The 22232-nt window shown below is 40.8% G+C and carries 13 protein-coding genes; 5 read left to right on the forward strand and 8 right to left on the reverse strand.

Going from position 1 to position 22232, the window contains the following annotated elements; genetic code table 11:
- The first annotated feature begins 195 nt into the window (after positions 1-195).
- Positions 196-1380, forward strand: a complete 1185-nt coding sequence (locus DW640_RS07620) for an aminotransferase class I/II-fold pyridoxal phosphate-dependent enzyme (RefSeq protein ID WP_055298452.1) — start codon at positions 196-198, stop codon at positions 1378-1380.
- Positions 1381-1468: 88 nt separating this feature from the next.
- On the opposite strand, the gene DW640_RS07625 is transcribed toward DW640_RS07620, so the two are convergent.
- Both DW640_RS07625 and DW640_RS07630 read right to left on the reverse strand, forming a co-directional pair.
- A complete protein-coding gene (locus DW640_RS07625; RefSeq protein WP_008761537.1) occupies positions 1469-1816 on the reverse strand; it encodes a lipocalin family protein in 348 nt (115 codons plus the stop codon).
- Positions 1817-1841: 25 nt separating this feature from the next.
- The gene (locus DW640_RS07630; protein ID WP_032813409.1) at positions 1842-2225 is read right to left on the reverse strand and encodes a hypothetical protein; all 384 of its coding nucleotides are present in this window, start codon (positions 2223-2225) and stop codon (positions 1842-1844) included.
- Positions 2226-2952: 727 nt separating this feature from the next.
- On the opposite strand from DW640_RS07630, the gene DW640_RS07635 reads away from it, so the two are divergent.
- From DW640_RS07635 to DW640_RS23940, 4 genes are all read left to right on the forward strand, one after another.
- Positions 2953-6165, forward strand: a complete 3213-nt coding sequence (locus DW640_RS07635; protein ID WP_016267555.1) for a TonB-dependent receptor — start codon at positions 2953-2955, stop codon at positions 6163-6165.
- A 20-nt stretch (positions 6166-6185) separates the two neighbouring features.
- Positions 6186-8084 (forward strand): RagB/SusD family nutrient uptake outer membrane protein, encoded by a 1899-nt coding sequence (locus DW640_RS07640; RefSeq protein ID WP_117577740.1) that lies wholly within the window; start codon positions 6186-6188, stop codon positions 8082-8084.
- 30 nt (positions 8085-8114) lie between these two features.
- Entirely contained in the window at positions 8115-8969 is an 855-nt protein-coding gene (locus DW640_RS07645; protein WP_233525430.1) for a DUF1735 domain-containing protein, read from the forward strand.
- 101 nt (positions 8970-9070) lie between these two features.
- Positions 9071-9427: a discoidin domain-containing protein gene (locus DW640_RS23940; protein ID WP_233525432.1), complete on the forward strand. Its 357-nt coding sequence runs from the start codon at positions 9071-9073 to the stop codon at positions 9425-9427.
- Between the two features lie 217 nt (positions 9428-9644).
- On the opposite strand, the gene DW640_RS07650 is transcribed toward DW640_RS23940, so the two are convergent.
- From DW640_RS07650 to DW640_RS07675, 6 genes are read right to left on the reverse strand one after another with little or no spacing between them, the layout of a single operon-like run.
- Positions 9645-12002 (reverse strand): ABC transporter permease, encoded by a 2358-nt coding sequence (locus DW640_RS07650; protein ID WP_117577742.1) that lies wholly within the window; start codon positions 12000-12002, stop codon positions 9645-9647.
- A 27-nt stretch (positions 12003-12029) separates the two neighbouring features.
- Positions 12030-14438 (reverse strand): ABC transporter permease, encoded by a 2409-nt coding sequence (locus tag DW640_RS07655; protein ID WP_117577743.1) that lies wholly within the window; start codon positions 14436-14438, stop codon positions 12030-12032.
- Positions 14439-14459: 21 nt separating this feature from the next.
- Entirely contained in the window at positions 14460-16766 is a 2307-nt protein-coding gene (locus tag DW640_RS07660; protein WP_199610269.1) for an ABC transporter permease, read from the reverse strand.
- 18 nt (positions 16767-16784) lie between these two features.
- Positions 16785-19118 (reverse strand): ABC transporter permease, encoded by a 2334-nt coding sequence (locus DW640_RS07665; protein WP_117577747.1) that lies wholly within the window; start codon positions 19116-19118, stop codon positions 16785-16787.
- A gap of 15 nt (positions 19119-19133) precedes the next feature.
- Positions 19134-21479 carry an FtsX-like permease family protein gene (locus tag DW640_RS07670; RefSeq protein WP_117577749.1) on the reverse strand — a complete coding sequence of 782 codons (2346 nt, stop codon included), beginning with the start codon at positions 21477-21479 and terminating at the stop codon, positions 19134-19136.
- Between the two features lie 17 nt (positions 21480-21496).
- Positions 21497-22171 (reverse strand): ABC transporter ATP-binding protein, encoded by a 675-nt coding sequence (locus DW640_RS07675; RefSeq protein ID WP_008761529.1) that lies wholly within the window; start codon positions 22169-22171, stop codon positions 21497-21499.
- Positions 22172-22232 lie beyond the last annotated feature (61 nt).

The following is a 22232-nucleotide window of genomic DNA, read 5'->3' on the forward strand; positions in this document are numbered from 1 at the left end:
CAAAAGTAATACAAATATATTAAATTTTGATCTATTAGAGGTTTCTAATCTCATGGGAGCAACTTTTTTCTTTTAAAAAGAACAGATAAAAGCAAATTTTGTTATCTTTGCCCCCTGTTTTAAACACTTGTTAAGATAAAAGGAAATTGGATCATCAGCGAATGATCTGAGTATGAGTATAATAAATTATAATTCATGGGATTATTACAAGAGAAGTTAGCTAAGTACGACCTGCCACAGAAATTTATGGCACAGGGCGTTTACCCATATTTCCGTGAGATTGAGGGAAAGCAGGGTACAGAAGTAGAAATGGGCGGACAACATGTGTTAATGTTCGGGTCCAATGCATACACTGGCCTTACGGGAGATGAAAGAGTGATTGAAGCAGGTATCAAAGCCATGCGCAAATACGGTTCCGGTTGTGCCGGTTCACGTTTTCTGAATGGTACGCTCGATCTTCATGTTCAACTTGAAAAAGAACTGGCAGCCTTTGTTGGCAAGGATGAAGCACTTTGCTTCTCTACCGGTTTTACGGTTAATTCCGGAGTTATCTCATGCCTGACCGACCGAAATGATTATATAATATGTGATGACCGTGACCATGCCTCTATCGTAGATGGCCGTCGTCTCTCCTTCTCACAGCAATTAAAATATAAGCACAACGATATGGCGGATCTGGAAAAGCAACTTCAGAAGTGCAATCCGGATTCAGTGAAACTGATCATAGTAGACGGTGTATTCTCTATGGAAGGTGACTTGGCAAACCTACCCGAAATCGTTCGCCTGAAACATAAATACAATGCTACTATCATGGTAGACGAAGCTCACGGTTTGGGTGTATTCGGAAAACAGGGACGTGGTGTATGCGACCATTTCGGTCTGACACACGAAGTAGACCTGATCATGGGTACTTTCAGTAAGTCACTGGCCTCTATCGGCGGTTTTATCGCTGCTGATTCTTCCATCATCAACTGGCTGCGACACAATGCACGTACTTATATTTTCAGTGCATCCAACACTCCGGCTGCAACAGCAGCTGCTCTGGAAGCGCTTCATATCATCCAGAATGAACCGGAAAGACTGAACGCTCTGTGGGAAGCAACCAACTATGCTCTGAGACGTTTCCGTGAAGCAGGCTTCGAGATCGGTGCCACTGAGTCTCCTATCATTCCTCTTTATGTACGCGATACGGAGAAGACTTTCATGGTTACTAAGTTAGCTTTCGACGAAGGTGTATTCATCAATCCGGTTATTCCGCCGGCATGTGCTCCGCAAGACACATTGGTACGCGTGGCATTGATGGCTACTCACACCAAAGAACAAATAGACAGTGCTGTAGAAAAGTTAGTGAAAGCTTTCAAAACTTTAGACCTTTTGTAAGCAGCATCTCTGAAAAGCTATAAAAAAAGCTACTTTCCGAAAGACAAATCATCAGGAAAGTAGCTTTTTTAATTCTACAGCAAACAAATTACTTCTGCTTTGCGTAACGAATTTCCATTCCTTGGTTATCCAGAACCAAAGAATCAGCCGTCAGTCTCTTGATATCCATCGTATCCACAAATTCAATCGTCTGGCCATTACCGATACTTTTTCCTGTCAGAATCAGTTTAGTTCCTTCCTGTTTCCAGCTTTCATAAACCAAAGTAGCCATATTGACAGAAGAAGCAACGCCTCCTTCTTCCATCTTAATACCTTGTACTTGTCCTTCCAGTCCCGGCACAGGTTCTACCCACGAGCCAACAATTGAGGCAGAGTTACCTCCACATGCAGCCAATAAACCCATCAACAGAGTTGCTGCCAACATTTTCTTTTTCATTCTGTAGTTCTGATTAGATTATTAATTAGTCATTAGTCCGGTCCGCCTTCTTCCCTACTACAATCACTTTCTTTGCAGTTGGTATCGTATTCGATCCCGGCTCTTCCTCTTCTTCTATGTAATTCACCTGTACGGTGTCTCCCAGTTCGAAGCCACCGACTTCACTCGGTTCCTGATCCATCGTACTGACGAACACTGTATCTCCTTTCGAAGTAACCAACATAAAATTATTCATCGAAGCATCTTCTACTACCCCGAAGATTGTTTTCTCATCTTCTGTAGGAGCAACAGCCAGACTATCATCCATAGTATCCTGCTCTTGTCCCGCAGTCTGTCCGCTCTTTGATTGACAAGCACTTATCACACCAACCAAAACAGCAAACAATAAAAAAACTCTCATTTTGTTCATATGCTTTTTATTTGAGATAAAACTTAGAATATTGCAAAGGTAATTTTTAAAATTGTTTTTCCCATGAACCTGCTTAAAATTAATTGAAATAAGGCATTAAAAGTTTTTCTATACCGGCACACGCTCATTACAAAATAATGATACATATATAATTATACAAAACGTAAAATAAGGATAAGACAGACAAAACAGGAATATGTTAAATACTATTTTAGCTCATTCCGATCAAACATACAATATATTAATAATCAGATAAATAATAGATAAATTAAGGATATATTCAGATAAGTTCATGGAGAACTTGGTAGCAGATTTTAGAAAAATAAGCTTTCATCTTTTGAAAATTTAAGGTTTACAAATATTGAATGATTTTCTTTGCTTTGTTGGCGACAAAAATAGTTATATTTTTCAGAAGTACGCTATAAATTGATGTTTTTTTTAAAAAGTTATTTCTTCGTTTACCCTATCTTTTCCTTTTATAATTCTGATAAAGTAATATTTCAGAAGGTATTTGAAATTAATATGTACTCATAATACTCATTCCACCAAGTTCTCCATGAACTTATACCGCCTTAGAGTTTACTAAATTCTATATTTCACAACCTAATTTTTAATCAAAAATCAACACACAATCAATGCCTATGGAAATATTACAGTATTATGATTTACCATCTCTATCGTTTACAAACAAAACCAGTAAACTAGTTATTATTTTAAAATCAAAATTATGAAAAACATTTTATTTACTTCAAACAAAGTGCACACAACCGCGCGAATCGGTGTTCTGTTCTTTTCTTTATGTTTTTCTCCACTCATAAATGCCGGCAATGCAGAAAAGCCGATGAATGGCATAGAGAGTTCAGAAACAACGCAACAAAATAAGATTAAAATAACAGGTGTAGTAACAGACAGCAAAGGAGAATCTATCATCGGAGCTAATGTTGTAGTAAAAGGACAATCAAACGTCGGAGCAATAACCGATGTGGAAGGACGTTATCAGATTATGGTTCCTTCCGACAATGCAATTTTGCAAGTATCATATCTTGGATACGTAACCGAAGAAATAAAAGTAAAAGGGCGCCGCAACATCAATGTGATGCTGAACGAAGACTCCAAAGCGCTGGACGAAGTTGTAGTAGTCGGCTACGGACAGCAGAAAAAGGAAAGCGTAGTCGTTTCTATGAGTTCCATCAAACCAAAGGATATAGTTGTCCCTTCGCGAAGCCTGAATAACAGTCTTGCCGGACAAGTCGCCGGTTTGATTGCAGTACAACGTTCGGGTGAACCCGGATATGATAACGCAGAGTTTTGGATTCGAGGTGTAAGTACCTTTGCGGGTGGTACATCTCCGCTGGTACTTGTGGACGGTGTACCCAGAAGCATGAGTGATATTGAACCCGACGAAATCGAAACGTTTTCGGTTTTGAAGGATGCCGCTGCAACAGCCATTTATGGTGCCGAGGGAGCCAATGGTGTAGTACTTGTCACTACCAAACGCGGACGTGTAGAGAAGGCAAAGATTTCATTCAAGACAGAACACACCATTTCTTCCCCCACCCGTCTTCCCGAGTTCGTTGGTTCGGCCGACTATCTGGACCTGTTCAACGAAGCACTCCATAATGATGGGGAATTACCGCAGTTTTCGGATGACTTAATTGCACATTACCGGAACAATGACGATCCGGACCTATATCCAAATACCAACTGGATCGACAAAATGTTACGTAAAAACACATTCACACACAGATATACCTTGAATGTACGTGGAGGTACAGAAAAAGCAAAATACTTTGTTTCGGCAGCATATTACAACGAAAGTGGTATTTTCAAAGGAAGTCCTACCAAACAATATAATACAAACATCGGCATCGACCGTATCAATCTTCGTTCAAATATTGATATGAACGTATCAAGCACTACAACTGTAGGAGTTGACCTCGCACTTCAGTATCTGGTTAATAATTATCCGGGAACAGGAACTGCCAATATATTCCGTTCCATGCTGATTACTCCTCCTTATACATTTCCGGCTGTGTACAGTGATGGTACTGTTTCAACCTACTCACAGGAACGTGACGCTAACATGCGCAACCCGTACAACTTATTGATGAACTCCGGATACGCCAAAGAATACCGTACTGCCATTCAATCCAAAGTTTATGTAGACCAGAAACTGGATTTTATCACCAAAGGTTTGTCTGTACGCCTGAACGCAAGTTATGACTATGATAGTGAAATGATCGTTCGCCGTGAATATAATCCGACAAGATATCATGCTACGGGACGCGATGAAAACGGCAATCTATTATTTGCCACAGTCGTATCCGGAAACCCTGAATTGCAGGACCCTAAGAATAGTGCGACAAGCGCAACCAAGAAGATTTACATAGATGCTGCCATCAACTATAAACGTACGTTCGACCAGCACGAAGTGGGTGCCATGCTATTGTACATGCAAAAGGAAACCCAATATCACAATGTAGCACTTCCCTATCGTAAGCAAGGTCTGGTAGGACGTTTAACTTACGGTTACGGCGGACGCTATTTCATTGAAGGCAACTTCGGATACACCGGTTCAGAAGCATTTGCTTCGGGCAACCGTTTCGGTTTCTTCCCGGCAGTAGGTCTCGCCTACTACATTTCCAATGAGTCTTTCTACCCGGAAGTGATCAAAAAGTATGTCCCCAAACTCAAATTAAGAGCCTCTGTCGGACGTGCCGGTAACGACAATACAGGAGGAACCCGTTTCTTGTACCGTCCGACCTACAAAATGGATGCTGGAGGTTTTACGCAAGGTTACAATGATACCGGAGGCGGTCTGAACGGTATCGGCAACGGTATCATAGAAGGACGTTTTGCAGCTCCTTACTTGGGATGGGAAGTAGAAGACAAACAAAACTACGGTTTCGATATCGGCTTGTTTGACAACCGTCTTGAAGTTATCTTTGATTACTTCGATTCTACCAGAAGCCAGATTCTGCTGCAACGTCAGACTGTTCCCCAGCTTGGCGGTCTGAGAGACGATCCGTGGCAAAACTTCGGTAAGGTTCGCAACAGAGGTGTTGACATGTCTGTGAACGCTCATCAAAATATAGGCAAGGTAAAACTTAGCGCAAGAGGTACATTCACATTCACCCGCAATAAAATTCTGGAATATGATGAACTTCCTCCAAAGTATGATTACCAGGCTATTACGGGCAAACGTGTCAGTGATAAAGATAACCTCTATTACATCGCAGAACGACTTTATACCGAAGACGACTTTACCGTAAGCACTAACGCTAACGGTCTGAAGACTTATAAACTCCGTTCGGAAATTCCACAACCAACCTTAGGCGGACTCCTTGGTCCCGGTGACATCAAATATACCGACGTCAATGGAGACGGAATCATCGACTCTTATGACCGTGTAAGAGGAATCGGTCATCCGGAAACTCCGGAAATTATCTACGGATTCGGTTTAAATGCCGAATATAAAGGAATCTACGCCAGCATCTTCTTTCAGGGAGCAGGAAACACTTCTGTATTATTGGGTGGAAAGACTTCCGAAGGATGGTATCCGTTCTCATGGGGTGTCGACCAGTCCAACTATCGTACCTTTGCATTAAACCGCTGGACAGAGAACAATCCGAGCCAGGATGTAATTATTCCCCGTCTGCACAAGAGCAATGCGAACAATGCTAATAACCGCGTTGCCAGTACATGGTGGCTGCGCGATGGCTCTTTCCTCCGATTGAAGAATATAGAAATCGGCTATCAGATACCTAAGAAATTTTTAAGCAAGATCGGCTTCGAAGCTGCCCGTATCTATCTGATGGGATATAACCTGGCAGTATGGGATCATATCAAATATTTCGATCCGGAAGCCGGAAATGCGAATGCCGGACTTAACTATCCGCTGCCGCGAACCTATACAATCGGTCTTGATTTCACATTCTAAAAACCATAAAAGATAAAAATATGAAAAGTAAAAGTCACATATATATGTTGCTGATGGGATTATTCTTCTCCGTCAGTTCATGTGATTATCTGGCTGTTTCGGACCAGATGTCAGGAGGCTTGCAAAATACAGATCAAATATTTGAAAACGTAGCCTATACCAAACGATGGTATGCCAATGTCTTTGCAGGAATCCCCGATTATTCGGGAATAAACAGCCTGAATGTAGGAGCCTTTAAAAATCCGTGGGCTGCAATCTGCGATGAACTAGTAGTAGGTTATGGAAATGCTGCCAAGGCCAACAACTCGGACAAGAATGCGGCGACCGCTGGTTTTCACCGCTATGGCGACTGCTATAAATACATCCGGCAGGCTAACATTTTCCTAGAGAAAGCTCATGTGATTACAACCAGCGGTACGCAAGGCGACAGACTGGAAGAAGACGAACTGAATGAGATGCGTGCCAACGTACGCTTCATGCGTGCATTTTACAATTATCTGCTATTGGAACAATACGGTCCTATTATCCTCGTAAAAGATAAGGTATACGAGGCGACAGAGACTCAGGATGTTCCCAGAAATACGGTAGATGAAGTTATCACGTATATTGATCAGGAACTACGTGAAGTAGCTAATGAACTGCCACAGGAACCGATGCACGAAAATGAATCTTACCGCGCATGGCCAACCAAAGGTGTCGCTTTGGCCGTACGTGCCAAATTGTGGCTATATGCAGCCAGCCCCCTTCTCAACGGGGGATACAGAGAAGCGCTGTCTCTGACCAACCCAGACGGTACAAGACTCTTCCCGGATCGTGATGACAACAAATGGAATACTGCATTAAACGCCTGCAAAGATTTCATCGATTACGCAGAAACCGGAAACCGCTACGAGTTATACAAAGAATATACAACAAGCAGCACCGGTGAACAGATTCTAGACGTAGATGCCTCCGTTTACAACCTCTTTCAGAAATACAATAAAGAAATCATCTGGGGCACCGCCAACAACGACTGGGGAGGACTTGACGGTGACGCATTCGACCGAAGAATCGTTCCTCGCTGCGAAAAGAACGGTTTGGGTTCGACCGGAGTAACGCAAGAACTCGTAGACGCCTTCTATATGAACGACGGACTTCCTATCAAGGAAACCGACTATCTGCCGAAATCAACACTTTATAAAGAAGATAGTTACGGAACTTACAAGGACAAGAATGACGGAAAATACTCTAAGAACTACACCAACGTAACAGTCAGTAACCGCTATCTGAATCGTGAAGCACGTTTCTACAACACTGTCTTCTTCAACGGACGCCAATGGCCTGTCACCTGCAAACAAGTCCAGTTCTACAATGGAGGTAATGCAGGCGTTCAGGAAGGACAAGCCACTACAACCGGATATATGCTTTTCAAGCGCTTCAACCGATCAATCAGCAAAACCAGTCCGGGTGTAGCTAGTCAGAACCGTCCTTCCATAATCTTCCGTCTGGCGGATTTCTATCTGATATATGCAGAAGTTGCCAACGAAGTAAATCCGAGCGACTCACGCGTACTGACTTATCTGAACCTCGTACGCGAACGGGCAGGCTTGCCGAAAGTAGAAATACTGAATCCCGGTATCGTAGGTAATAAAGAATTGCAAAGAGCAGCCATTCAGCGCGAACGTCAGATTGAACTGGCAACGGAAGGTCAACGTTATTTCGATGTACGCCGCTGGATGATTGCCGACAAAGACGGTGAAGGACGCCAGAACGGATATGCACACGGTATGAATGTTCGGGGAACTATCAATGATACCGAAGAGTTCAACCGCGTAGTGGAAACTGAAAAAATTGTATTCAACAGAAAGATGTACTTACAGCCAATACCGGATCACGAAATGAGAAAGACACAAAACCTCGTCCAGAATCCGGGATGGTAATTGTATAAGCACAATAAATCAATGAGCATTATGAGAAAAATAAGTTATATACTAATATCAGGTTGCATCACTCTCTCTATTATCGGTTGTGATGAAACCTTTGATACGAGCAATACATCCGAAGGGATTTTGTCATTGTCTGAAAACGGACTGACTATTCTGCAATCGTATAATGTAGGAGAAAAATACAATGCTGACTTATGGATACAACACGGAGGACTGGAACTGAATAACAGTACCGTCACCTTCACCGTAGACAAAAGCCTGCTCGACTCACTCAATACTGCCAACGGAACCAGTTACCAGATACTTCCGGAAGATTGTTATCAAATGACTAACACAACGGTTAACGTATCTGCCGGTGACAGACTGGCAAAAGGCACTATCGTATACGACCCGACAAAGATTCATGCGTTGTGCGGCTATGACAATGTTCAATACATTCTCCCACTCAAAGCAAGCACTACAGGAGAGAAGTTGAACCCCGGCCGTTCCACCCTCCTACTGGGATTTAAAGTTTCCGAACCCATTGTAACTATCATAAACGATGGTATACAGGAAATCAATGTCGACAATGTAAAAGAGTTGCCGATTACCATTGGAGTACCTTTTAGCAATAAATGGAACATCAACTGTACTTTAGTCAACAACCAGTCGGTAGTAGATACATACAACAGTGCCAATCAGACTTATTTCAGTCTTCTGCCGGCAGAGTGCTATACCAAACCCGAATCCCCGTCATTGTCTCAGGGAGTTGATCAGACCACAGTCAGTTACAAGCTGAAAGATAACATTCTTCCGGGAAATTATATGCTTCCTGTGCAAATAGGCGAAGTTCCACTATCCGTGCGGATAAAGACACCTACACAGGATTCTGCATCATAAAAGAAGGAACGAAAATATCAAAGAGCGGCTGGGAAGTTCTGTCCTTTACGACACAGGAAGCTTCGGGAGAAGGAGCCGGCAATGGATTAGCCAAATGTCTGATAGACGGAGACACTGAAACATTCTGGCATGCCAAATGGCAAGGTGGAAGCGACCCGCTACCGTATGATATTGTGATAGATATGAAGCAAAACATACAAATAGCACAGGTGGAATTGCTTCCGCGCGGCAGAGGTTCAAACAATCCTATCAAAGTGGTCGAGTTTGCAGCTAGTGAAGATAACGTGAACTGGACTCCTATCGGCAGATTCGGATTCACGAATCAGGATGCCGCCCTGGAATATTATGTAAAATCGATCAAAGCACGTTACATCAGACTCACGATCCCCGATGACGGAGGAAACAGTACTGTCGCTGCTATCAGAGAACTAGATGTCAAGGGCACTATTATTAACTGACACATGAGCATTCGATAGGTATTTTATAGCAAGTGCACTCTATAGTGCATCTTGAAGTTAAGCTACTCTCTTCCCCCCAAAGAGAGTAGCTTTTTATTTTGTCCGATGCCACCTTTCCTGTTTTTCCAACGGTTGATTAGCTTCAAAGTCGACGGCAAAGGAAGAACGTTTTATCTTCTTAGAAACTGGATACTGAAGAACTACATATTCATAGTGATCATTCCGTTTTAATAGTCTCAGCCGGATTACTTAATGCCGTATGATATCCGTTAAGGACAACTGTGACAAAAGTTACAAGCATTAATAAAACGACAGGTACTATAAATACTTCTATTCCCCAATTCGCAGGATACATAAACTGTTCCCTCCACCGTTTCATCAAGACATATACGATAGGGACAGCGATCACGTCGGCTATCAGAATATAATAGAAGAACGGACGGTTCAACAACAATAGAATTTGGCGGGAAGAAGCACCGTGTACTTTACGAATCGCAATTTCTCTTTTTCGTTGTTCTACCGCATACCATGTAATTCCAAAGATACCAAAAAGGGTCAGGAACAAACTGATTATAGCATAAGCCAGTAATAATCGGGAGAAATTCACCATATCTGTATTGTTGGATATATATTGCTGATAGGCGTCTATGTAAACAAAAGAATGTCCCGGCTCGTGTTTCTCCCACAGCAACCGGAGATTTTTTACTATCTCATTGCGTCTGCTCTCATCTATACGACAAGACAGGTAGGTTGCCTGATCAACCGGAATCTCTTGAAGAATGATCTGCATCGGAGTAATGGCAGAGTTGAAAGAAGTCAGTCTGAAATCTTTGCATACACCAATAATAGTTCCTTCACCGGCGTTGTCCTGCGCATATTTGCTTAAGGCCTGCCCCACCGGGTCTTCTCCTGCCGGCACAAAAAACTGCACAAAGGCTTCATTAACAACTACCGGATGGGCTACCTTGGAAAATAAATCCTTCGTTCGTTCCGGTTCGAGAAGTTCTATGTTGAATAAGTCCAGCAGTTCATAGTTCTCGGTCAATAAAACTTTATTTACCATTACTTCCTGCCCGTTCCTGTTTAGTGGAATGATGATATTAAAAGGACTCGTTATCCGCCCTTTGGATAACAGGGCAGTTTGGATACCGGGCAGGTTTTTAATGTCATTATACAAAGGGACGGTCAGGGCAGTCCCCTCATTACCTAAGATTAAAATTCCTTTAAAGCGTTCACCCTGCTCTTCTATGGTTGAAAGTTGCGTACGTATCATCATAAAGGCAGTCATCAATCCGATGGAGATAACCATTTGCACGCCTACAAGGGTCGCTACCAGTCTTCTTCTTTTTCTCCCTTGAAAAAATTGCCGATATCCGCTGATAGAAATGCGGTTCAGTTTCTTCGTCATATAGGTGGCCGGTATAATGGCCAAAAGAGAAACAAACAGAAGAATATATGGAAAGACTTTCCATGAAAGAATGAAACCGAAAGTCAGACGGGCATCAAAGAAATAATTGAAAAGAGAAAGTATGTCCCCCATTACAAGAATGGAAAGGATGAAAGCAATAAATACGGTAAGGAATGTATCAATAAAAAGTTGCCGGCAAATATATGAATGGGAAGCTCCCATCAATGTCTCTACATGAATCATGTTTACTTGTTTCAGCAGGCGCGAAAAGCTTAGGTTTACGTAATTGAAGCAAGCGATGAATAAGACAAGAAAAGCTGATAATAAACCGATACTCAACAAAGCGATCTGCCGATGACTGAATGTTTTCACGGAATCAGCCAGTTTTGTGTCAAAGTAGGATTCTTGTAATGTCTGGAGTTTATAATAACCGGGACCTGTCACTGTAGGCAGTTCTGTTGACTCAAAACGCTCGCAAAAGGCTGACACGTCAGTCTTTTCTTTGAGAAGAATCATACAGGAAGTTCCTTCTTCCTGCAGGTTCTGAGAATTACCAAGCAAATCAATACGGAGTGCTGACTGCGCATAAAACTTATATATGGCAGATACCTTTTTCATTTCAACTTTATCTCCATATACCACAGAAAGTTCTCGCCCGATACAATCGAACTTCCCGAAGTATTGCATGGCCTTTTCTTCACTCAAAGCAATACAGTCCGGCTTGGTCAAGGCTTCTTTCATATTGCCGGACAATATCTGGTACGGGAAAAAACGGCAGAAAGAACTGTCGGCCTCAACAATGACCTGTTGAGGAAAGCGCTGGTTCTCAATTTCAATATGAGTTGCCTCTTTCTCGGTCAGCCGGAGATAAGATTCAATCTCCGGAAACGAAGCTATCATTCCGGCAACCGATCCTCCGTAGACAAATGATACTTGTCCGGTGCTCTGCATGGATGGCAGTCGCTGAGTCAGGCGCAGGATACGGTCCTTCTTTGGATTTTCCCCTTCTATCGTATATTCATGGATGACAAACGAGATCAAAAGATTGGTACAGGAAATACCGACCACAAGACTGACCAAAGAGATGACCGCAAAAAGTTTATTGCGCCACCAGTTTCTGAATATAAGTTTTAATAGTACGAGGTTTTCCATAGCAGTTCGTTCCATTCGTTGTAATCTTAGTCATTTTTAATCTTATTCGTTCTTCATGATCAATGCCGGATTGATGCGGACAGCTTTGCGTACCTGCCAGAGTAATGTACCCAGTGAGATAAGCAAGGTAAGGATGAAGCCTGTCACAAAAATCCCTGCTCCTATCGGAGCTTTCACCGCAAAGTCTTTGGTATAGTCATTAATAATATAATAGACCAAAGAAATAGCGACAGCAAAGGCGGCTCCCAAAATATAAAGATACTTCCTGACCAATAACAAAGCGATCTGTTTGCCGGTAGCTCCGTTCACTTTACGCAATGCAATCTCCCTGTAGCGCTGGCGAATGTCATACAATGACAGCCCGAACAATCCGAGGCAGGAAACGCAGATAGCCAGTCCGGCAAAGGTGACGTAGATGCGGGTTGTTCTCTTGTCATCATCGTACAGTTTTTCAACTTCATCTTCGACGAAGGAGTAATTGAACTCCCCCTCACCCATTACTTCGTTGTGTAGTTCCTTCAAGAATTGAATGGCTTCCTTGCGTTTACCTTCGGCTATTTTAGCCATTAAAGGTTCGGTAGGGTTTTCTCCTTCATCATACAGAATAGCCAGTGGTGCATCCCCCATAGATAAGTGTCCGGTCCGGAAGTCTTCTATCACACCTACTACCTGATAAGCAGGATTTTTACTTTCATCTGTCCCCACACTCCACCATAGACGGGACTCAGTTTGCAGTGAAGCTTCATTAATATCTTTTATCCGGAAGAGCTTCCTGGCTGTTTCATTTATCATCATTTTATATTGGGCAAACTGGTCTTTATCATTCCACGTTCTTCCTTCTTTCAGCTTCAGACCAAACATATCCATATAATTATTATTAACATACATGATAGCCATTTTATGTTTCTCTCCGTTACTCTCCACATTGACGTATGGTTCCAGATTGATAGGTGCCTCCCCATATCCCCATGAAATGAATAAAGGGCATGCGTCCATCTTCTGTTTAATAACCTGTACCTTATGCCGCTCCAAGTCACGTTCTTTCTGCCATTCTTCATCATTTGCATATCTTCTGTTTTGTGTTTCGAATGACAGGAACTGGCATGAAATGATATTCTTTGCCTGATATCCTAAATCCGCATTCAGCATTGTGTACAACTGGCGAACAAAAAACAATGCGACTACTATCAGACTGAACGTAATGACATATTGAATAAATAAGAATACTACACGAGAAACAATTGAATTTCCTCCGGCATTTACAGAACGTAAAGAGGTGATCGGAGAAGAATAGTTGTAACGTAAGAAAGGAAAGACAGACGTCACCAACGGCAACACGAATAATAAAATGAGAGACAGCGACAGATCAAAAACGATATCCGATTTTACAGGAATTGCATATACCGAGGCGAATATCCCGGCTGAAGTTTCGATCAGCATCCAGATAATAAGCAAGGCGGCTGCCACCATATATATATTCTCTACATAAATCTGGGTAAATATCTGAAAGCCGCTCGCACCATATACTTTTTTTACACCAAACTCACGTGCCCGCTTTAGAACGATAACCGTGTAGATATTGATAAAATTAAAGACTCCCACCAACAACAACATACAAGCCACTACAGTCAAAATCATCACATGGTTGATATTCCCTCGCAAAAAAGAAGTTCCCGAAGGTTCGACAATCTTATTGAAATACAATCCTTTCAAGGGAGTAAGCCCATACTGTATAGGGGAATGACTGTAACATATTAATGACTGTGACTTGGAAATCTTTTCATTATACTTTTTCAGATCTGTTCCGTTTGCCAGCCGGACCATGCAGAATCCCACCCGACTCCAGTCTGCATATTTCCCCTGATTCACCGGAGCTATCAGGTCGAATTGCAAAGATGCCTTGGTACTCGGTTCATCCACAATGCCACGAATGGTAAGTACAGAACCTGACGATGAAGTTAATTGTTTCCCTATCGGGTCTTCGTCACCAAAAATATGCCGGGCATATTTCCGGGTAATAATTGCATCATCCGGTTTCTGAATAGTTTTAATTCCCGAAGCTATCGGATAGTCCATCAACTGCAAAAGCAAGCTATCAGTTACCAAAACATTGGCCCGGTAACGGTGATTATCGACTACAATATAATCATCGTCAAAAGAAACACTATAAGAATATGCTTCTACTTCCGGATTCTTTAAAGGGTCTATAAAATTAGGATCATTATTCCTGTCTGTATTATCTGCGATCGAAATACTGCCATTACTCCTTTGAATAGTCAGCAAGTACAATCGGTCCAGGTCCTTACAGAAATGGTCAACTGTTATCTCCTGATGGATATAGCGTACAATTATCAACGTTGCAGCCACACTGACTGCAAGCCCGATAATATTGATCATCGTGTATGTTCTGAAACGGGATAAAGTCCTGATAGCAGATAATTGGTTCTTCATATTGCTTTTATAATAAGGATGTTATTCACTTTTGATTACTTCCGCCGGATTTTGTCGGGCAGCTTTCCATACTCTGCCTATAATACTGAAGAATATAATAAGCCCTACAATGATAAAAATAGCTCCATACATCCAGGCACTTATCTCTGTCCGTTCTACATAGCTTTCCAACCAATGTTTCATAGCTATATAACCTATTGGGAAAGCTATGAGGGACGCTGCGATCAATAATATCAGGTATTCTTTCAGGAACAGAATCAGAATATCCCGAATTATAGCTCCATTCACTTTACGAATAGCAATTTCTTTGGATCGCTGTTCGCAAGTCAGTGTCACCAAAGAGTAAATACCCAAAATAGAGATAATCACGCAGACTATACTTACAAAGCCTAATAATTTAAGAAGAATGTATTCTGATTTTAAATATTCATTATAATGTTCCTCTATATTGGGCAATACATATTCAACTCCCGGATATTCTTTGGCAAATAGATCCTCGGTTTTCTGCTTTAGCTCTTGCCATTGCCCTTCATGATATTTGACTATAATCTGCTTTCTGTCAGAGAGTTCGTTATTCTGACCTATAAAAGCTACCGGTTTTACAGGAATTGTAGGTGGGCTGGTATGAAAGTCTTTAATGACTCCGACAATGGTATACGCATGCCTGTCTTTTCCCTGGTATATTTTTTTTCCTATTGGATCATGCATATCCAAAGATTTAACGGCAGTCTCATTGATTACAATCTTATCAACATCATCTTTTTTCAGCATTTCTCCTTTCAGTAGCTTTAAATGATAGAATCGCATTATTTCTTCATTTTCTGCCAGACATTCCAAATTTGTCTGATCTGTGCTACTTTGCTTTCCATCCCAGTCTGTTATCCGCCATGAAATTCTTACTCCCTGAAGCAATAAGCCATAATTTCCTTTCAGTACCTCCCTGGTACATGGCATCTGTTCTACTTTATCCGCTATGGCACTAAAAGAATCATTCGGATACAGATATTGAAAAACTGCTATATTCTTTCTCTCCCAACCTAAATCAACATTATTCAGGAAAAAAAGCTGTCTCATAATGACGCTTACTGAGAATATAAAAAGAATACTAATTATCAGTTGAAGCACGACACTGATTTTACGGTACAAAGCTTTTCCGACTGTCTTTTGGGAATGATAATTCTTCTTTAGAATAAACGGTAGAAATAAAATTAAGGAAGTAATGGCAACTCCTCCCAGATAGAAGAAAGATTCTACGTAAATATTTCCACTGATATTTGACACTTCCTTGAATACTGATAGAAAAAGTTCAATAAAAGTCATTCCCAGTAATCCTGACAATAACAATATCAACAAGTATTCAACGGAAAGTAATATAAATAGTCCCATATGAGAAGAGCCACACACTTTTCTCAGTTCCAACTCTCTGACACGCATACGCATACGGGCAAAGAATAAAGAAAAATAGTTGAAAAGAGAGCACAATATAACTAATCCGCCTACTACTGCAAAAAGAATCAGGTAATAAAACTCGACTGTCCTTTCTGTATTTAGAGCTGAATAATAATAACCTGTGATTGGCATCAATCGATATTTCCCAATAAATATATTTTCCTTCTCTTTTTCCTGAGCATATTCGTTAAGCTTCTTCTGAAAAAGTTGAAGATCCACTTTCTTATGGAATCTGAGAATTGTCATGAAGCCTGAATTCTGCCAGTCTTCGGTCCAACTACTAAAATAAGCACCTTCTGTCCAAAAGCCGAATGACAGATTGCTATGATCTTCCAAACCATCAAGAATTGCACATACAGTCTGAGAGCTACCTCTTAAGTTCACTTTCTGTCCTAAAATATCCGTTGAACCGAACAGACGCATCGCCATATCCTTTGTTAAGGCTATTTTCTCATCCGAGTGCATAAAATCCGTATTCCCCGATACAACAGAAATATCAAACATATTCATAAAACAAGAATCTGCTCCTATCTCAATACCTTCCAAAGGTGTCTGTCCTTCCACTGAGATTTCTACATTTTGCCATCTAGTCAAAGCACACGCTGCTTCTATTTCCGGAAAGTCTCGTTTCAAATAAGTAGATAAAGGGTATGGAGACGAAGTATCGAAACCGGAATTCTCTAATACTGATTCTTTATATAATATGTAAGTTCTCTCCGATCCTTTTAGAAAGGCATCATAAGTCATCTCATAATGTATCCAAAACGTAGAAAGAGCAAAACAGGTAAATCCGACAAATAATCCTATAATACTTATTATAGTTTGCGTTTTGTATTTTATCAAATTGCGAAAGGCTATTTTTAAGTAGTGTCGTATCATCGTATATTATTTATTATTTTATTCACTCTTAATTACCTCTGCCGGATTCTGTCGGGCAGCTCTCCAAACTCTCCAGATAATACTTATAAAAATAATAAGAAGCATTGCTACAAATATTCCTGCATATATCCAGATGTCTATCGAAGTCTGTTTTACATATCCTTCAAGCCAGTGCTTCATAATGGCATATCCTAATGGAAAAGCGATGAATGACGCAACGATAAGCAGAAGCAAATACTCTTTAAAGAATAAGTTCAAAATAACTTTAACACTTGCACCGTTTACTTTCCGAATGGCAATCTCCTTTCGACGCTGTTCGCATGATAAAGTCACTAAGGAGAATATACCAAATACGGCAATCACTATACAGATAAGAGAAACAACACTCAATAACTTGCTTAATGTGTTTTCTGACTTCATGTATTCATTGTAGGTATCTTCCATATTTATCAAGTCCAATACCGCATCCATATTGTCCTTATGCGCCTCTTCCTGCAGTTTTTGGTATACTTTATTCCATGTACCTTCTTTAAATTTAAAAAGAAAAGGTCCTCTGTTTCCGTTGCCCGGATTATCCTTCGGCAAAAAGAATACAGCCGGAATCACTGGATAAATCGGGGCATTATAATATATATCTCTGATAACACCTTTCACTGTGCAAACTTCATTCAGATATATCTTTTTACCTATCGGTTGAGACCATCCGAAAGCTTTTACGGCAGCTTCATTGATTACCACTACTCCTTGTCCGTCTTTTTCATCCAACATATCACCTTCTATAACGTCTATCTGAAAGAAATCAACATAATCCTGATTGATTGTTTCATTCTCTAATTTGATTCGTTGTTCTTTATCAGTCTGTCCTTCCCATTCCCTCAATTCATAAGAAGAAAATGACGATTTAGGAATAGGACTGGAAAAACCACATAAACATTCTGTTACATCAGGCATCTGCTTTAGTATCTCTTTGAAAGGGGTATTTTCAAATCCATAAATAGAAAGAATGGCTCCCACATTATGTTTCTCCAATCCCAATTCTTTGGAATTTTGCAGAAAATTGAGTTGCTTCATCATGACCAAAGTGCAGAACACAAAACCGATACTTATAAAAAGCTGGAATAAAATGCTACCTTTATAAAACCAGCCGGAAAGATGAAGATTTGATTTGTGATTGATACTATCGAGCAATGTCCGCTTGTTGACATAGCGCACAAGTATAGCTGCAAAACCCATTGTTATCAGTAACAATAATAATATATATACAAACACTTCACTATAAAAGTATGAAGTACTCTCATCGATTTGCGACAACTCCTTAAAAACAGGCAGAATTAACTCTATCATCATGATTCCCAAACCTAATGACAGCACAAGCAACAAGATCAATTCTGAAAGGAGTAATGAAAGAAGATTGCCATTGGAGGCTCCATTCACCTTTCGTAGTGCCAATTCGCGCTTGCGCATTCGGATACGGGTTACGAGCATTGTTAAATAGTTACATAATCCGCAAATAATAACCAAAGCTCCAATGCAAGCAAAAAGACGAACATGATTCAATTTGACATTGATATCCTCCCTCGGATGAGTACTCCTCAATGTTGATAACAGAGCTATAGGAGTAGATATAACCGGGCTATATGAGTCCAGTTGTATTTTATATTTCGCCAGTCTCTTCTCTACAGCTTCTACATCACTATTCGGATAGATACGGAAAAGAGTATGGCATTGCTGTCTTCCCCAATCCGGATCTCGATCTTTATATGGTAACAAAATATCAAAAGGATACATGGAATGTCCTTCCCATGATTTTACTACTGCGACAATCGTCATTTCAGCATTTCCTCTGTCAGGAAATAGCAATTGTTTGCCTATCGGGGATTCTTCTCCGAATATTTTTTGGGCGGTTTTATCCGTAATGGCAATTTGTTTATCCCCCAGTCTCAAACGATTATCGCCATCTATCGTAATGATATTAAACATTGAAATAAAGTTAGAATCAACTTCCAACTGGTATGTATGATATACATTCTTCTCATGTTCAATGGAAGTTATACCTCCATTATATATATGGCAAGCACTCTCCACCTCCGGACAGTTTTTCTTTATATAATCAGCCAACAAACTGGATGAATAATAAGAAAATCCGTCTCCCTGCAAATCAAATTTATTACCTGCCAAGTAGATGCGCTCCGCCCCTTCATGAAACGTATCGTATGTCATTTCATAACGTATCCATAGGGCAGACAATGCAAAACAGGTGAAACCAATTGCCAAGCCGACTATACTTACAATACTCTGCGTCTTGTACTTGATCAGATTGCGAAAAGCTATTTTTAAATAATGATATATCATGACATTGTGTTTATGTTATTCACTCTTGATAATTTCTGCCGGATTCTGCCGGGCAGCTTTCCATACTCTCCAAATGATGCTAAGCAAAAGAATAATAGCTATCACAACAAAGATACTTATATATACCCAGCCATCTATCGATGTTTGTCTCACGTAGCTGTCGATCCATCTCCTCATTACAACATATCCTGTGGGGAATGCAATAACGGCAGCTATGATCAATAACAATAAATATTCCTGGAAGAACATCTGCAGGATATGATGGATTTGCGCTCCGTTCACCTTACGTATAGCAATCTCTTTCTGACGCTGTTCACAAGACAGCGTTACCAATGAGAAAACTCCGAATACAGAAATAATGACGCAAACCAATGATACAAAACTCAATAATTTCATCAGTGCATCTTCGGAGCGGAGGTACTTGTTATATTCCTCTTCTTCATTAAACAATCGCATATACGCATTCGGAAATTCCTCTCTGTACAGTTTCTCTATGGTCGCACGACATTCATTCCACGTGCCCTCTCTAAATTTAAACAGAATGCTGGCACGATTCAACAGATAATCTTGCGCTTTAGGATGCTGAAAAGCAATCAGTCCCGGTTCACTCGTAGGAGAACGATAGCTAAAGTTCCTGACTACTCCGACAACCTTATATAGGCTACGCTGACCATTATATTCATGATAGAAACTTTTGCCCAAAGCCCGTTTCCATCCAAATTTACGGCATGTATTTTCATCTATCACTACTTCATTTTCTTGATTCTTGTCCGATATAAACTCGCCTTCCAATAAATTCAATTTATAGAATTCAAAGAATTCTTCTTTAGCAGGCATCATACCAACTGTTAAAGGTTCTTCAACCGCTTTCGACGAATCATCCCAGTTGTTTATTTCGACATACATCATCGGTCCTGTAGGAATAATCGGGAAATACGAAGGGGGTAAAGCCTCTGTCACCATGGGCAAAGTAGCTATCTTCGCCGACCATTGCTTAATATCACCATTCCATAAGGCTACATTACCGACATTATGACGTTCCATTCCTAAGTCCGTATTTTTCAGAAAATAGAGTTGCTTCATCATAACAGCCGCACAGAAGATAAAAGCAAGACTGACAACTAACTGCATGATAATTCCTATCTTACGAAACAAATAAGGTCTGGTAGCTACCGCTTTTCCTTTTATCGCTTCCTGCAATGTCCGACGGCGAAAATAAGATAAAGGCATCTGTGCAAACAGGAAAGACAGAATGATTACAATCAAAAGATATGCAATGATCTCTCCATAATATACACTGGCCTCTATCTGTGTGAAGTTCAGGAAGCCGGACAGACTCACCTCTATCATCAACAGTCCGCATAACAGGGCGATACATAGAATCAACAACAGTTCAATGGCAAACTGCACCGATAAAGATGTATTACTTGCACCATTTACTTTACGAAGCGCCATTTCACTACTACGCATGCAAAGCCGACTGATATAAAGCGTCAGGTAATTGAATAAGGAACAAATAATGACCAATCCGCCTGCTAAAGAGAAATAGAAAATATAACTGAAGGAGATAACTACCTCTACTTTAGAAACATAATCCGAATAACGCAAAGCCGAAATGGGCGTGATCAGAAGCTTCACAAGTTCGCTCTCTTTGGGAATATCCAAGATATCAATGTCTTCCATCTTCTTTTGAAAAGTATCCCTATCCACTCCTGCGCGAACACGGATAAACAGTTGTTCTCCCTTACTACTCCAGCGTGGATAGCGCCTTGCCGAACTCAATACACTATACGGTATATTGGAATGACGAGACCATCCGCTCACAATGGCGCCTATCTTACGGGGACGTCCGCTCAGTTCTACTTCTTTCCCCAAAGCATCCTCTTCACTGCCAAAAAGCTTTCGGGCAAACTCTTCCGTAATGGCGATTTCCGGATCATTTTCTTTCAGGAAGTTGACTGTTCCTTTCAGCAGCCGTATATTGAAAAAGTTCATGAAAACAGAATCTGCTGTAGCCATTACTACCTCCTGTTCATTATCTCCCATACGGAATTTCATATCCCGATATATGGAAGTGGAAGCAGTAGCTTCTATCTCCGGCATTTTCTCCTGTAAATAGTTTGCCAAAGGGTAAGGAGTAACATTGGATGTACTACCAGGGGAATCAGTATAATGCGCACGTACCATATAGATACGGTCGGCTCCGTTATGGAAAGTATCGTAAGTCATTTCATAACGAATCCATAAGACAGACAGCGCAAAACAAGTGAAACCAACAGCTAATCCAATGATACTGACAAGGCTCTGTGTCTTGTACTTTACCAAATTGCGAAAGGCTACTTTCAAATAGTGTTTAATCATGGTACTTTATGAATATATTACATACTGACTTCCGTTACTACCTGTCCGTCAAACAAATTAATGATACGGTCGGCATAACCGGCATCGTGCTGTGAATGTGTTACCATCACAATAGTGGTTCCTTCCTTATTTAGTTCACTCAATAGCCCCATCACTTCTTTACCGTTCTTTGAGTCCAGATTACCGGTAGGCTCATCGGCCAGGATCAACTTAGGATTGGCAACTACTGCACGGGCAATAGCAACACGCTGCTGCTGACCTCCGGAAAGTTGTTGCGGGAAGTGTTTGCTGCGATGTGTGATAGCCATTCGTTCCATAGCAGTCTCCACTCTCTTTTTACGTTCGGAAGCTGAGATACCCATGTAAAGCAAAGGCAATTCAATATTTTCATAAACATTCAATTCATCTATCAGATTGAAGCTTTGAAAGACGAAACCGATCACTCCTTTACGAAGGCTGGTACGCTGTGACTCTGTGTACTTGGAAACTTCTGTTCCATTGAGGTAATATTCCCCTCCTGTCGGATTGTCCAATAACCCAAGAATATTGAGCAATGTTGACTTTCCACAACCGGAAGGTCCCATAATGGCAACGAACTCTCCTTGCTTCACCTCGATACTTACATTATTCAACGCCCAAGTTTCCACTTCTTCGGTCTTGAAAATCTTCTGTAAATTAATTGTCTTGATCATAATTGTAATATTTAAAAGTTATTGTGTTTATTCGTTTTTATGAGAAATAAATCGGTTCCTT

The organism is Bacteroides sp. AM23-12, assembly GCF_003434395.1.
Lineage (GTDB): Bacteria > Bacteroidota > Bacteroidia > Bacteroidales > Bacteroidaceae > Bacteroides > Bacteroides thetaiotaomicron.

What these genes read in the sequence shown, in the direction of transcription:
- DW640_RS07620 (WP_055298452.1), top strand. Translation starts at nt 196, where the DNA reads ATGGGATTATTACAAGAGAAGTTAGCTAAGTACGACCTGCCACAGAAA.
- DW640_RS07665 (WP_117577747.1), bottom strand. Translation starts at nt 19,118, where the DNA reads ATGATATATCATTATTTAAAAATAGCTTTTCGCAATCTGATCAAGTAC.
- DW640_RS07650 (WP_117577742.1), bottom strand. Translation starts at nt 12,002, where the DNA reads ATGGAACGAACTGCTATGGAAAACCTCGTACTATTAAAACTTATATTC.
- DW640_RS07640 (WP_117577740.1), top strand. Translation starts at nt 6,186, where the DNA reads ATGAAAAGTAAAAGTCACATATATATGTTGCTGATGGGATTATTCTTC.
- DW640_RS07675 (WP_008761529.1), bottom strand. Translation starts at nt 22,171, where the DNA reads ATGATCAAGACAATTAATTTACAGAAGATTTTCAAGACCGAAGAAGTG.
- DW640_RS07630 (WP_032813409.1), bottom strand. Translation starts at nt 2,225, where the DNA reads ATGAACAAAATGAGAGTTTTTTTATTGTTTGCTGTTTTGGTTGGTGTG.
- DW640_RS07660 (WP_199610269.1), bottom strand. Translation starts at nt 16,766, where the DNA reads ATGATACGACACTACTTAAAAATAGCCTTTCGCAATTTGATAAAATAC.
- DW640_RS07655 (WP_117577743.1), bottom strand. Translation starts at nt 14,438, where the DNA reads ATGAAGAACCAATTATCTGCTATCAGGACTTTATCCCGTTTCAGAACA.
- DW640_RS07625 (WP_008761537.1), bottom strand. Translation starts at nt 1,816, where the DNA reads ATGAAAAAGAAAATGTTGGCAGCAACTCTGTTGATGGGTTTATTGGCT.
- DW640_RS07670 (WP_117577749.1), bottom strand. Translation starts at nt 21,479, where the DNA reads ATGATTAAACACTATTTGAAAGTAGCCTTTCGCAATTTGGTAAAGTAC.
- DW640_RS07645 (WP_233525430.1), top strand. Translation starts at nt 8,115, where the DNA reads ATGAGAAAAATAAGTTATATACTAATATCAGGTTGCATCACTCTCTCT.
- DW640_RS07635 (WP_016267555.1), top strand. Translation starts at nt 2,953, where the DNA reads ATGAAAAACATTTTATTTACTTCAAACAAAGTGCACACAACCGCGCGA.